Origin of the sequence: Klebsiella sp. WOUb02 (assembly GCF_050058015.1) — a bacterium.
Taxonomy (GTDB): Bacteria; Pseudomonadota; Gammaproteobacteria; order Enterobacterales; family Enterobacteriaceae; genus Klebsiella.
The window spans coordinates 3,130,415-3,144,509 of record NZ_CP170110.1; the positions used below are offsets into that span (position 1 = coordinate 3,130,415).

Here is a 14,095-nt window from a genome sequence, read left to right on the forward strand (position 1 = left end):
TTAAGATGCCCCCAATTATGCCCCCAATGACATCCGGATTTCAACGGACAACCTCGGACGACTCAGGGCGTAAAAATCGCTGCAGGCATTGATTTTTAAGGGATAATTGGACTTTCTCGGATGGTCTTGGAAGTACTAATGGTGCCGAAGGCCGGACTCGAACCGGCACGTATTTCTACGGTTGATTTTGAATCAACTGCGTCTACCGATTTCGCCACTCCGGCACAGAAGGGATACGGAAACGTTGTGGATTATACCTGTCGATGGCCGCCATGCAAGCAACAGCATGTGCAAGCTGTGCTAAGTGTCGAAAAAAACAACACAAAGGAATCACGGGGCCGTACGGGCCACGTTTTCCCCCTTTCCCCTCCATTTTCCATAACCGTAAACACAAAACGCCCCCGCCCCCCTTTCGCCACCGCCATCGGCCACCAACAGATACCGTTGATCCCCATCTCCCGCCACCGAAATCCCCTCACGACGCTTTGCTGAAAGACCTCATACCCCGGAAACGATTCATTCAGCGTTCACACTTTTCTCAATTCATTCCCACTTCATCCCCTTTCTCCCCCTTATCTCTCCCAACGCCGATAAACATTCCCGGCGCGCCGCCACAGCCGGGCCCTGCGAACTCCTTTTTAGACATCCCCGCCCGCCCCGCGATATGCCTGTTCATCCCAGGAGCTCACGCAGCAGAAAGCACGCCGTTCCCTCTTCTTAGGGCAGGCATCCCCGCCCCCAATGCTCTACACTTCCTTCTTATCTCCGCCAAACCAAGGAAACCGTGATGAGCACAATTAAAAGCTACGCCGCCAAAGAAGCGGGCGCCGATCTGTCGCTGTGGGAATACGACGCCGGCGAACTCCGGCCGGAAGATGTTGAGGTTCAGGTAGAGTACTGCGGCATCTGCCACTCCGACCTGTCGATGATCGACAACGAATGGGGCGTGTCGAGCTATCCTCTGGTTGCTGGTCACGAGGTGATTGGCCGCGTGGCGGCGCTGGGCAGCGCGGCGCAGAATAAGGGACTGAAGATCGGCCAGAAGGTCGGCATCGGCTGGACGGCGCGCAGCTGCGGGCACTGCGACGCCTGTATCAGCGGCCATCAGATCAAATGTCTGGAAGGCTCGGTGCCAACCATTGCCAACCGCGGCGGCTTCGCCGATAAGCTGCGCGCCGACTGGCAGTGGGTGATCCCGCTGCCGGAAAGCATCGATATCGCATCCGCCGGCCCGATGCTCTGCGGCGGGATTACGGTGTTTAAACCGCTGCTGATGCACAACGTCACCGCCACCAGCCGCGTCGGCGTCATCGGTATCGGCGGCCTCGGTCATATCGCCATTAAGCTGCTGCGGGCGATGGGGGCGGAAGTCACCGCCTTCAGCTCCAACCCGGCGAAAGAGCAGGAAGTGCTGGCGATGGGCGCCGATCGGGTGGTCAACAGCCGCGATCCTGAGGCCTTAAAAGCGCTGGCCGGCCAGTTCGACCTGATCATTAACACCGTGGCGGTGGATCTCGAATGGCAGCCGTACTTCGAAGCCCTGGCTTACAGCGGCAAATTCCATACCGTCGGCGCGGTGATGAAGCCGTTCCCGGTGCCCGCCTTTACCCTGATCCGCGGCGACCTCAGCATCTCCGGTTCGGCCACCGGCAACCCGTCCGAACTGCGCACGCTGATGAAGTTCGCCGGGCGCAGCAAGGTCGCGCCGATCACCGAGCAGTTCCCGATGTCGCAAATCAACGCCGCGCTCAAGCACGTGCGCGAGGGCAAAGCCCGCTATCGGGTGGTGCTGAAAGCCGACTTCTGATGATATCCGTCACATGCGTCTTGTCTGAGCACAAATGATTCAGGCCATGCGCTAACCTTCCCGCCGGGCGCCCCGTCTGCCCGGCAGTTGCTCCCTCGGTCATTAAATAGTCATCTCTCCGCCATATTTTTGCAGTCAAAGCTTCTCACAATCCGTGCTTCGATAATGCCCGATTGAGACGTCGCCGTTATGAGAAAAAGCTGGCTCCCCTGGCTGATACTGTCGCCTTCGCTGCTGTTTTTACTGCTCTTTACCTGGTTCCCGCTGGGGCGCTCGGTCTACGACAGCCTGTTCGATACCCGGATGGTCAGCGACGGCGCGCAGTTCGTCGGCCTCGATAATTTCAGCCGCCTGTTCGCCGATAGCGTCTTCTGGCAATCGCTGGTCAACAACCTGCTCTATATCCTGCTGACGGTGGTGCCGGGCGTGACCCTCGCCCTGCTGCTGGCCGTCGCGCTGAGCGAAAACCACCGCGTCAACCGCTGGCTGCGCACCGCCTTCTTCTTCCCGATGATTATCCCGATGGTCAGCGCCGCCGCGCTGTGGCTGTTTATCTTTATGCCCGGCCTCGGCCTGCTCGACCACTATCTGGCGAAGATCGTCGGCCCGATGAACAACAACTGGCTGGGGCGCAGCAACACCGCCCTGCTGGCGCTGGCGCTGATCGGGGTGTGGAAGTTTGCCGGCTACTACATGCTGTTTTTCCTCGCCGGCCTGCAGAGTATCCCGGCCTCGACCCGCGAAGCGGCGATTATGGAAGGCGCCACCCGCAGCCAGGTGTTCTTTAAGGTCACCCTGCCCCTGCTGCGCCCGACCCTGAGCTTCGTCATCACCACGGCGCTGATCTACTCCATCACCCAGATTGACCACGTGGCGGTGATGACCCGCGGCGGGCCGGACAACGCCACCACCGTGCTGCTCTACTACATCCAGAACCTGGCGTGGGATACCCACGACCTCGGCAAAGCCTCCGCCGCCACCTTCCTGACCCTGGCGGGGCTGTTCGCCTTCTCGCTGCTTAACCTCAAACTGCTGGAGAGAGGAGCCCACCATGAGCGCTGAAATCTCGCCGCTGGCCGTGCGCTCGCCGGGCGCATCGCGTCCGCTGTGGCTGCGCCTGCGCCGTTCGCAGCCCTTTACCCTCAGCGTACTGATGTGCTGCCTGGCGCTGCTGTGGATCAGCCCGTTTATCTGGATGCTGGCGACCTCGTTCAGCGCCACCACCTTCGGCGAGGATATGGCCTCGCTGCTGCCCCGGCTGCCGCTGACCCTCGATAACTTCCGCGACGCCTGGGCCAGCGCCGACTGGCTGAGCCTCTACGCCAACACCCTTATCTTCGCCTTCGGCACCTTCGGCGTGCAGCTGCTGACCATCACCACCGCCGGCTACGTCTTCGCCTGCCACGAGTTCCGCGGCAAGCAGACCCTGTTCCTGCTGTTTTTAGTGCAGCTGATGATCATGCCGGTGGTGATGATGGTGCCGAACATGCTGACCCTCAAAACCTTCGGCCTGCTCAACACCCTCACCGGGGTGATGATGCCCTATTTCACCTCGGCGTTCGGCGTGTTCCTGATGCGCCAGGCGTTCCTCGCTATCCCCAAAGAGCTGGAGGAAGCCGCGCTGATGGAGGGCTGCCGCTGGTGGCAGGTGCTGTTCCGCGTGCTGCTACCGATGTCATGGCCGTCGGTACTGGCCTTCGCCACCGTCAGCATTACCTACCACTGGAACGAATACCTGTGGCCGCTGATGATGCTCAACGATCCCGATAAGCAGGTGCTGACCGTGGGGCTGGTCTCCTTCGCCATGGGCGCCGAATCCGGCGGCCAGTGGGGCACCATCGGCGCCGGGACGCTGATGGTCTGCCTGCCGCTGATGCTGGCGTTCATCCTTTTCCAGAAACAGTTCCTGCGAAGCTTCGGCTTCTCCGGGATCAAATAAGGAGTTATTGATGCTGTTAGCGCAAATTTCCGATACCCACTTCCGCAGCCACGGCCAGAAGCTGTACGGCTTTATCGACGTGAATGCCGCCAACGCCGACGTAGTTTCCCAGCTCAACGCCCTGCAGGAACGTCCGGACGCGGTGGTGGTCAGCGGCGATATCGTCAACTGCGGCCGCCCGGAGGAGTACGAGGCGGCCCGCCAGATCCTCAGCGGCCTGAACTACCCGCTGTATCTGATCCCCGGCAACCACGACGATAAAGAGTCTGTTTCTCGAATACCTGCATCCGCTGTGCCCGCTGCTCGGCAGCGACCCGCAGAACATGCGCTACGCGGTGGACGATTTCGCTACCCGCCTGCTGTTTATCGACTCCAGCCGCGCCGGCACCTCCAGCGGCTGGCTGACCGACGAGACCATTAAATGGCTGGAAGCGCAGCTGTTCGACGGCGGCGATAAACCCGCCACGGTATTTATGCACCACCCGCCGCTGCCGCTGGGCAACGCCCAGATGGACCCCATCGCCTGTGAAAACGGCTATCGCCTGCTGGCGCTGGTGGAGCGCTTCCCGTCGCTGACGCGCATTTTCTGCGGCCACAACCACAGCCTGACGATGACCCAGTATCGCCAGACGATTATCTCCACCGTGCCGGGAACCGTGCATCAGGTACCCTATTTCCACGAAGATACCCGCCCGTACTACGACATGTCGCCGGCCTCCTGCCTGATGCATCGCCAGGTGGGCGAGCAGTGGGTGAGCTACCAGCACTCGCTGGCGCACTATGCCGGGCCGTGGCTGTATGACGAAAACATCAGCTGCCCGACGCAAGAGCGCTAATCACGATGCTGAGTCTGCAAAATATCACCAAACGCTTCGACGGCAAGCCGGCCCTCAGCGCACTGTCGCTGGATATTCACGAAGGCGAGTTCGTGGTGCTGGTCGGCCCCTCCGGCTGCGGTAAAAGCACCCTGCTGCGCCTGCTGGCCGGGCTCGATCGGGTGAGCGACGGTGAAATCTGGCTGCACGAGCAGAACATCACCGATATGTCGCCGCGCGAGCGCAATTTCGCGATGATCTTCCAGAATTACGCCCTGTTCCCACATCTATCGGTGCGCGACAACATCACCTTCGGCATGAAGGTGCGCAAAGAGGAGAAGGCCAGCTGGCAGCCGCGGGTGGATAAAGTCGCGCAGATGCTGCAGCTGGACGCCCTGCTGGATCGCAAGCCGGCGAAGCTCTCCGGCGGCCAGCGCCAGCGGGTGGCGATGGCCCGCGCCATCGTGCGCAATCCGCGGCTGTTCCTGATGGATGAGCCGCTCTCCAACCTCGACGCGCGTCTGCGCAGCGAGGTGCGCGACAGCATTATGGATCTCCACCAGCAGCTGAAAACCAGCACCGTGTACGTCACCCATGACCAGACCGAGGCGATGTCGATGGCGGACCGCATCGTGGTGATGAACGCCGGCCACGTGCAGCAGGTCGGGCGTCCGGAGCACCTCTACGCCCACCCGGCCAACCTGTTCGTCGCCGGGTTTATCGGCTCCCCGGCGATGAACCTGCTGTCGCTGCCCTGCGCCGACGGCGAGGTACGGCTCGGCGAGCTGCGTCATCCGCTGCCGTCGCGCTATCGCGACGAATCCCGCGTATGGGTAGGCATTCGCCCGGAACATATCAGCGATCGCGTGGAGGAGGGCCACCTACGCCTGCCCGCCACCGTGCTGCAACGAGAACTGATGGGAGCCGACTATCTGCTCCACGTCAGCACCCCTATCGGCACCCTGCGCTTTAGCCGCCGCCATCGCGGCGCGGCGCCGGAGAAAGGCGATTCGCTGATCCTCGGCTTTTCGCCCGGGGATATTCATCTTTTTCATGCTGAGCAACAGCACAATTTAGCGCCGGCTCATCAGGCGTTTACTCCAGGAGATTGACCATGCTTAAAACTCTTACAGCGGTCGGGCTTTCGCTCGCGCTGAGCGGCGCGGCGCTGGCGCAAGAGAAGATCGATTTCATGTTCCCGGCGCCGGTAGACGGCAAGCTGACCATGGAGATGACCCGCGTCATCAAAGCCTTTAACGACTCGCAGCAGGACGTGGAAGTGCGCGGGATCTTTACCGGCAACTACGACACCACCAAGATCAAAGCCGAGTCGGCGCAGAAGGCCGGGCAGCCGCCGGCGCTGGTGATTATGTCCGCCAACTTCACCACCGACCTGGCGCTCAAGGATGAGATCCTGCCGATGGACGAGCTGTTTAAATATGGCGACCAGAAGGCCGGGGATTTCCTGGTCAACGAGTTCTGGCCGGCGATGCACAAGAACGCCCAGGTCATGGGCACCACCTACGCCATTCCGTTCCATAACTCGACGCCGATCCTCTACTACAACAAAACCCTGTTCGAGCAGGCCGGGATCAAGCAGCCGCCGCAGACCTGGGCCGAGCTGCTGGCGGATGCCAAAAAGCTGACCGACGAGAGCAAAGGCCAGTGGGGCATTATGCTGCCGTCCACCAACGACGACTACGGCGGCTGGATCTTCTCGGCGCTGGTGCGCGCCAACGGCGGGAAATACTTTAACGAAGACTATCCTGGCGAAGTCTATTACAACGCCCCGACTACCATCGGCGCCCTGCGCTTCTGGCAGAACCTGGTGTATCAGGACAAGGTGATGCCCTCCGGCGTGCTGAACTCGAAGCAGATCAGCGCGTCGTTCTTCTCCGGCAAGGTCGGGATGGCGATGCTGAGCACCGGCGCGCTGGGCTTTATGCGCGAAAACAGCAAAGACTTCGAGCTCGGCGTGGCGATGCTGCCGGCCAAAGAGCAGCGCGCGGTGCCGATCGGCGGCGCCAGCCTGGTGAGCTTTAAAGGCATTTCCGACGAGCAGAAAAAAGCGGCCTATCAGTTCCTCACTTACCTCGTCAGCCCGCAGGTCAACGGCGAGTGGAGCCGCTTTACCGGCTACTTCTCCCCGCGCAAAGCCGCCTACGATACGCCGGAAATGAAGGCCTATCTGCAGCAGGATCCGCGCGCGGCCATCGCCCTGGAGCAGCTGAAATACGCCCATCCGTGGTACTCCACCTGGGAAACCGTCGCCGTACGTAAGGCGATGGAAAACCAGCTGGCGGCGGTAGTCAACGATGCGAAGGTCACCCCGGAAGCGGCGGCCCAGGCGGCGCAGAAAGAGGCCGATGCGCTGATGAAGCCGTACGTGGATAAAACCGCCCTCGCGGAGATAAAGTAATCTCCCACCTCGTCGCCCCGACGGCCGCACCGCGCCGAGCGGGGCGACAAGGAGTTTTAACACCCTCCCCCGCGGGGATACTTCGGGGTAACGCCGACTTAGACCTTATCCGCCTGGGATTCGGCCCACACCTTACGCGCGCTCTTGCGCTCTTCGCTGGTATCAAGCCGGTCCTGCAGATAGTGCTCAATCTGCTCGAGGCTGCGGTTGCGGGTTTCCGGCACGCATTTAATAACGAACAGCGCGCCAAATACGCCGATTCCGGCGAAGATAAAGAACGTCCCGGAGAGGCCAATCCACGACAGCAGTATCGGGAAGAAGAGCGAAATCAGGAAGTTGGCGATCCACATTGAGAACACCGCCCCGCCCATAAAGATCCCGCGCAGGCGGGTGGGGAAAATCTCCGACAGCAGCAGCCAGGTCACCGGCGACAGCGCGCCCTGCTGGAAGCTCAGGAACAGCAGCATGCCCGCCAGCACCATGTAGGCCCGCAGCGCGTCCGGCTGGCCGTTGACGGTTTCCGGCAGCAAATAGCTCACCGCGCCGATAAACACCAGGCAGGCGGTACAGCCAAATTGGCCGATCATGGTCATCGTCCGACGACCAATTTTACCCAGCATCCAGATGCCGACAAAGGTCATCAATACCGACACCACCCCGTTGGCGATGGTGGCAAACAGCGCGGCGTTATCGCTCATCCCCACCGACGTCAGCACCGTTGGCGCGTAGTACATGATGGTGTTTACGCCGGTAAGCTGCTGAATAACGGCAATACCGATGCCAATCATAAACAGCTTGAACAGCCACGGAGTCATAATTTCGCGCAGCCGCGGCTTGCCGAGATTGCGCTGCTCATCGAGGGTTTCGCTAATCTCCATCAGCTCCCATTCGACGTCCTCTTTGCGGCGGGTGCGCTCCAGAACCCGCCGCGCCTCCGCCAGGCGCCCTTTCATCGCGTACCAGCGCGGCGAATCGGGCATAAACATCATGCCGAACCACAGCAGCACGGCCGGCAACGTGGCGACCGCCAGCATCCAGCGCCAGGTGCTCTCTCCGCCCCACACGGCGTGGAATCCGGCGTTCGAGATATAGGCCAGCAGCTGGCCCGAGACAATCATCAGTTCCTGCAGCGTGACCAGCTGCCCGCGCTTATTCGCCGGCGCCATTTCGGCGATATAGACCGGCACGGTCGCCGCCGCGCCGCCGACCGCCACGCCGAGCACCAGGCGAAAGAAAATCATCCAGCTCACATCGGGCGCCAGCGCGGTCCCGATGGCGCCGACGGCGAAGATAACCGCCAGCCAGAGGATGATTTTCTTTCTACCCGCCGCGTTGGCCATGGAGCCGGAAAGCAGCGCGCCGAACGCGGCGCCAAACAGCAGTGAGCTGGTCACCAGGCCGGTGGTGAACGGGGTGAGATGCAGCTCACTGCCCATAAACAGCAATGCGCCGGAGATAACGCCGGTATCGTAGCCGAACAGCAGGCCGCCGAGGGTTGCTATCAGCGCGACGATTTTCACAAACGGCGTGGTCGGGGCATCGCTATTCGGCCCCGAGGCCCTGTTGAGGGTGAGATATTGTTCCTTTGACATAAAAGACTCCAGTAACCTGCCTTGTTGGGGGAGATCCGCTCTGGTCTGAATGCAGAGGCGATGGCCTCACTGACGTGGGTGTATCTGATTAGCGCGTAGCGCCTGGAAAAAGCAGGCCACGCTGCCGCATGGCCTGAAAAGGAAACAACGATTAGATTCCTGCCGTTTCGCGAATATATTTCCGCGCTTTCAGCGCATATTCAAAGGGGTTGGCCAGCGCCGGATCCTGCTCGGCTTCCACCACCATCCAGCCCTTGTAGCCAAAATCATCCAGCAGCTTAAATACCGGACGGAAATCGATTGTGCCGTCGCCGGGGACGGTAAAGGTGCCCTTTTTCACGCCGTCGAGGAAGGAAAGCCCGTCGCGACGCACCTGCTCAATCACCGCCGGGCGCACGTCCTTCAGGTGCACATGGTTGATCCGCGGCAGATACTTTTTGAGGATCGCCAGCATCGGCTCTTCGCCGCCTTCGGAGTACCAGGCGTGGCCGGTGTCGTACAGCAGGAAGACGCCGTCATCCACCAGCGACATAAATTTATCGATCTCTGCCGTCGTTTGAACGCCGGTACCCATATGGTGGTGCAGGCAAACCTGCATCCCTTTTTCAGCGGCCAGACGGCCCAGGGTGTTGTAGCCCTCGGCAACCCGCTGCCACTGCTCTTCGCTAAAGCACGGCTTAGCGTCGGCCAGAATCGGCTTGTCCAGCCCCTGAATGCTGCCGCTCTGTTCGGAGCAGCCGATCACCTTCGCCCCCATCGCATGGAGGAAATTCATATGGTTAACGAATTCATCAATGGTTTTTTCGCGCTGCCCGTCGGCAAAAAAGGTACTAAACCAGGCGTTACAGATCTGGATGCCGCGGATCGCCAGCATCGGCTGCAGCACCGCCGGATCGCGGGGGTATTTACTGCCGACTTCGCTGCCGCTGAAGCCCGCCAGCGCCATTTCGCTGACGATCTGCTGGAAGGTATTTTCGCCGCCCAGCTCCGGCATGTCGTCGTTAGTCCAGCCGATCGGGGCGATGGCCAGTTTGATATTATCTTTGTTCATTAGGTTGCTCCTGCCGCCGCGTCTTAACGACGCAGCAATTCACGTTCGATGAGTTCACGGGTTTCCACTGCCTGGTACTTCATCTTTTCCGGGTAGCCGAACAGGGAGGCGGCCACAATCGGCTCGCCGCCGACTTTGAACGTCCGTTCGGCAAATTTCATCTCGCGCAGCGTGCGGAACAGCGCATTGAAATCAACGTCCCCTTCGCCGACGCCCACATGCTGGTGAACGGCGGCATCAACGCCCGGCGGGTTGACGATGTAGCGGCAGTGCCTGGTATGGTTGCGGGTATCGGCAATCAGCACGTGGGAGAGATCGCCGCCGGCGTAGCGCAGCATCTTCTCCACGTCGCCTTTCCCTTTGTCGTAAAAGAAGGTGTGCGGCACGCTGTACACGTACTTCACGTTTTCGCTGCGGAACGACTTCACGATATCGACGGTTTCATTGTTCTCTTCGCAGAAGTCCCACGGATGCGCCTGGATCTCGACGCGAATGCCTTCGCGTTCAAAGATCGGCAGCAGCTCTTCCATCGAGCGATAGAACATCTCTTCGCAGATTTCCGGCTGGTTGGGGTCGCCGGAGAACTCGGTGTTGATCACCTGGACGCCCATCTCTACCGCAACTTCGATCAGCCGCTTCCAGTTTTTTACCGCCGCTTGACGACGCGCTTCATCCGGACCCGACCAGCGATAGACGCAGATGAATGAAGAGAGCTCGACGCCGGTGTCGCGCAGCGCCTGCTTGTACTCGGCAATCACTTCGCGCCCGGCGCGCGGGTGCTTATAAAACGGGTTAATCTGCGGATGCGGCGACTGCTCAATATAGCGGTAGCCCCACTCCGCCACCTGATGCACCATCGCGCTAATTCCGAGGTCTTTAATCACATCCACATCAAAGGCAATTTTCATCGTCGAGTCCTGGTTGCAGAGGTTCCGGAAATGAAGTCCCGCTTAGCGCTGGTAGAACGCCGGGCACTCCGGCAGCGCGACCGCTACCGGCCCAGCGCTTTCCTGCGCCTGCAGGCAGGCGTCGGCGGCGACGGAGGCCGCATAGCCATCCCACGCCGACGGGCCCTGCAGCCTGCCGGCCTGCACGTCGTTGATAAAGGCCTGCAGCTCGACGTCGTAGGCTTTGATAAAGCGATCTTTCCAGTCGGTGAGGATCGGGGTCGACAGATTGGCCGCTTTGCGCATCTGCACCGCCGACGGCTCCGGCAGGCGAGCAATCCCGGTTTCCCCCACCACTTCACACTGGATGTCGTAGCCGTACTGGCAGTTGACGAAAACCTCGACGTCGATCAGGGCGCCTTTTTTGGTTTCAAACGAGACGATCTGCGGATCTCTCAGCCGGGCGTGGGTGTGGGAAGTCGCGCGCGGGAAGCGAACCTGCACCGAGCGATAGTCGTCGTTAAGCAGCCAGCGCAGCACGTCCAGCTCGTGGATCAGGGTGTTGGTGATCGCCATATCGGTGGTGTAGTTCTCGCCGACGCTCTGGTTACGGTGCGCGCACTTCAGCATCAGCGGCGCGCCAATGTCGCCGTCATCAATCACTTTTTTCAGCGCCAGATAGCCTTCATCGTACGGGCGCATAAAGCCGACCTGCACCAGCCGACGGCCGGCTTTTATTTCGGCATCGACAATGCGGCGGCAGCCTTCGGCGCTCATCGCCAGCGGCTTTTCGCAGAATACCGGCTTGCCGGCGGCAATCGCCGCGAGGGTATACTCTTCGTGGGTCGGGTCCCATGAGGTCACAAGGATCGCGTCAACGTCGCTGGCGTTAATCACATCGTGACCGTCGGCGTAGACTTCGGCGTGAACGCCGGGCAGCGCAACCGCCGCCCGCGCGTTGTCGGCGTTGATGTCCGAAACGGCCACCACCGTGGCCCCCTGTAATACCTGCGTGCAGCGACGAATATGCTCTTTACCAATGGCGCCTGCGCCGATAACGCCTAATCTGAGTGACATAATAGTGTTCTCCCGCGATTCTGTAGGGTTCAGGGTAAGTGTTCTGTTTTAGTAGTCCCGCGCCTCGGCGCGTTTTTCATTAATCTGCTCTGCGACTTTGCGGATCCGTTCGGAAAGCGCCGTCTGGGCCACGCCGACGTTCCACCAGCTGCCGTACGAGTGCACCATGGTTTTCGGCAGCACTTTAATATCAATCAGCGTACTAACCGTTTCGCGACGGGCGGCGTCCAGCGCCTGGCGCAGCTCATCGAGGGTGGTGACGCGCCAGGTTTTGCAGCCGTAGCCCGCGGCGATAGTCGCAAAATCAACCGGCACCAGCCCGCCCTGTAACTGGCCATTTTCCGCCGAGCGATAGCGGAACTCGGTGCCGAAGCTGCCCATACCGTGGCCAATCTGCAGGTTGTTGATACAGCCGTTGGCCATATTGTCGAGCAGCACGACGTTGATCTTCGCGCGCTCCTGTAAAGAGGTGACCAGCTCGGAGTGCAGCATCATGAATGAGCCATCGCCCACCAGCGAATAGACCTCGCTTTGCGGCTGCGCCAGCTTGACGCCCAGCGCGGCATTCACCTCATAGCCCATGCAGGAGTAGCCGTACTCAACGTGATAGGTGTTGATCGCCCGGTTGCGCCAGACGCGCTGCAGATCGCCGGGCAGGCTGCCCGCCGCCGCCACGATCACCGCGTCGGAGGCCATCGTTTCGTTCAGCACGCCCAGCACGCTGCACTGCGTTAAGGTTGAATCGGTGATCTGGCGGAATTCGCGGTACACCGCATCGCGATCCAGACGATCGTCAATTTCCGGGACGAAAGACTCCTCCTGCCATACCGCCTGATAGACGCGCTGGGTCTCTTTCAGACTGACGGCTCTGGGCGCTGTCGATCTGCGCTCCCCATTGCGCCTGCCAGGACTCGCCCGCCAGCGCGCCGTCCAGCGCGGTAAGCGCTTCGCGGGCATCGGCCAGCAGCGGGATCCCGTCGAGCTTCCAGGCGTCAAAGTTGCTGACGTTGACGTTGAGGAAGCGCACGTCGGGGTGCTGGAAAAGCCATTTTGAGGAGGTGGTGAAATCGCTGAAGCGGGTGCCGACGCCAATCACTAAATCAGCTTCTTTCGCCAGCAGGTTGGCCGCGAGGCAGCCGGTTTCCCCCACCCCGCCGACGTTCAGCGGATGGGAAGAGACCACCGAGCCTTTCCCGGCCTGCGTTTCCGCAAAGGGGATGCCGTAGCGTTCGGCGAAGCGGGACAGCGCCTCGCCGGCGCCGGCGTATTTCACCCCGCCGCCGCAGATAATCAGCGGCTTGCGGCTGGCCTTGATCGCCGCCAGCGCATCCGCCAGCTGCGCGGCGCTGGCCGGGCGGCGGTCGAGACGGTGCACCCGTCGGGCAAAGAAAGCGGGCGGGTAATCCCAGGCTTCGCCCTGCACATCCTGCGGCAGACAGAGGGTGACGGCGCCGGTCTCTGCCGGGTCGATCAGGACGCGCATCGCGTTGATGCAGGCGCTCATCAGCTGCTCCGGGCGCGTAATACGGTCCCAGTATTTGCTCACCGCGCGAAACGCGTCGTTGGTGCTGATGCTCAGGTCATAGCTCTGTTCAACCTGCTGTAGAACGGGATCGGGCTGGCGGGTAGCAAACACGTCGCCGGGCAGCAGCAGGAGAGGAATACGGTTGGCGGTGGCGGTCGCCGCGGCGGTAATCATGTTGGCGGCGCCGGGCCCTACGGAAGAGGTGCAGGCGATGATCTGCCGGCGCAGAGACTGCCTGGCAAAGCCGGTCGCCGCGTGCGCCATTCCCTGCTCGTTACGCCCCTGGAATACCCGCATTTCGCCTCTGTCCTGCTCCAGCGCCTGGCCCATCCCCAGTACGTTGCCGTGGCCGAAGATGGCAAAAATACCTTTAACGAATTTATGCTCTTCGCCATCGACTTCCAGATACTGGTTATCAAGGAACTTCACCAGCGCCTGCGCCATTGTCAGTCTAAGTTTGCCCATGTTGCACAATCCTTATTGTTCAGTATTTGTGTGTGGGTTAGCGCTTTTGCCCCTGCGGCAATCCCGGGAGGAGAGAGGGAAATCGTTAACGGCCACTGCAATACTGTTGGATTATAGGCAAACATTTTTTTCATTAAATACAAATACAGAAAAAACATTTCATTTTGCGAGAAGGATCAAACTCTCAGCGCATTTCATTCGTTTCATCGACATCGGCGCGCAATTCTCCTCGCATTCTGCGCCACCGCGGATGCTAATATCCTTTTAAAAATCATGTATAAAGGTGGTTATCATGCGCCGATTTTCACCAGGACGCAGCCGGCACCGGCAATCCTTTGTATAAGGGCGCCCGGCGCCGCAGAGTGGTAGATCCCTCACACTTTTGTTTTTTTTAATTTCGATCCAATTTGCAAATGAAATATTTATTTCTCAAACTAAGGGGAATCGTTCACCCTCAGGCTGTTTGTGGAGACCTCGTCGCTATCGACCCTTCCGTACAGCAGACATGCAAAAGGAAA

At 60.4% G+C, this 14,095-nt stretch carries 9 protein-coding genes, 1 tRNA gene and 2 pseudogenes; 6 read left to right on the top strand and 6 right to left on the bottom strand.

Annotated features, from left to right (window positions below; all coding sequences use genetic code 11):
* Positions 1-139: 139 nt before the first annotated feature.
* A tRNA-Leu gene (locus ABOC21_RS22125) sits at positions 140-224 on the bottom strand.
* 563 nt (positions 225-787) lie between these two features.
* On the opposite strand from ABOC21_RS22125, the gene ahr reads away from it, so the two are divergent.
* The 6 genes and pseudogenes from ahr (at position 788) to ABOC21_RS22155 (ending at position 6,980) form a co-directional block, all read left to right on the top strand.
* The gene (gene ahr / locus ABOC21_RS22130; RefSeq protein ID WP_426813292.1) at positions 788-1,807 is read left to right on the top strand and encodes an NADPH-dependent aldehyde reductase Ahr; all 1,020 of its coding nucleotides are present in this window, start codon (positions 788-790) and stop codon (positions 1,805-1,807) included.
* Positions 1,808-1,996: 189 nt separating this feature from the next.
* Positions 1,997-2,869, top strand: coding sequence for a carbohydrate ABC transporter permease (locus ABOC21_RS22135; RefSeq protein WP_426813293.1), 873 nt, complete (start codon positions 1,997-1,999; stop codon positions 2,867-2,869).
* The gene (locus ABOC21_RS22140) at positions 2,859-3,746 is read left to right on the top strand and encodes a carbohydrate ABC transporter permease (protein ID WP_426813294.1); all 888 of its coding nucleotides are present in this window, start codon (positions 2,859-2,861) and stop codon (positions 3,744-3,746) included. The genes ABOC21_RS22135 and ABOC21_RS22140 overlap by 11 nt, the downstream gene beginning before the upstream one ends.
* Before the next feature lie 10 nt (positions 3,747-3,756).
* A pseudogene (locus ABOC21_RS22145) lies at positions 3,757-4,582 on the top strand (phosphodiesterase).
* Positions 4,583-4,587: 5 nt separating this feature from the next.
* Positions 4,588-5,673 carry an ABC transporter ATP-binding protein gene (locus ABOC21_RS22150; protein WP_426813295.1) on the top strand — a complete coding sequence of 362 codons (1,086 nt, stop codon included), beginning with the start codon at positions 4,588-4,590 and terminating at the stop codon, positions 5,671-5,673.
* 2 nt (positions 5,674-5,675) lie between these two features.
* Positions 5,676-6,980: an ABC transporter substrate-binding protein gene (locus ABOC21_RS22155; RefSeq protein ID WP_426813296.1), complete on the top strand. Its 1,305-nt coding sequence runs from the start codon at positions 5,676-5,678 to the stop codon at positions 6,978-6,980.
* 98 nt (positions 6,981-7,078) lie between these two features.
* Here the strand turns inward: ABOC21_RS22155 and ABOC21_RS22160 are convergent, their stop codons facing one another.
* From ABOC21_RS22160 to iolD, 5 genes and pseudogenes are all read right to left on the bottom strand, one after another.
* Complete coding sequence (locus ABOC21_RS22160) at positions 7,079-8,572, bottom strand: sugar porter family MFS transporter (RefSeq protein WP_426813297.1); 1,494 nt, start codon at positions 8,570-8,572, stop codon at positions 7,079-7,081.
* A 151-nt stretch (positions 8,573-8,723) separates the two neighbouring features.
* Positions 8,724-9,623 (bottom strand): myo-inosose-2 dehydratase, encoded by a 900-nt coding sequence (gene iolE / locus ABOC21_RS22165; protein ID WP_426813298.1) that lies wholly within the window; start codon positions 9,621-9,623, stop codon positions 8,724-8,726.
* Between the two features lie 23 nt (positions 9,624-9,646).
* Positions 9,647-10,531 (bottom strand): sugar phosphate isomerase/epimerase family protein, encoded by an 885-nt coding sequence (locus ABOC21_RS22170; protein WP_095104251.1) that lies wholly within the window; start codon positions 10,529-10,531, stop codon positions 9,647-9,649.
* 42 nt (positions 10,532-10,573) lie between these two features.
* Complete coding sequence (locus ABOC21_RS22175; protein WP_237374926.1) at positions 10,574-11,587, bottom strand: Gfo/Idh/MocA family protein; 1,014 nt, start codon at positions 11,585-11,587, stop codon at positions 10,574-10,576.
* A gap of 48 nt (positions 11,588-11,635) precedes the next feature.
* Positions 11,636-13,577 (bottom strand): annotated as a pseudogene (gene iolD, locus ABOC21_RS22180) (3D-(3,5/4)-trihydroxycyclohexane-1,2-dione acylhydrolase (decyclizing)).
* Between the last annotated feature and the right edge of the window lie 518 nt (positions 13,578-14,095).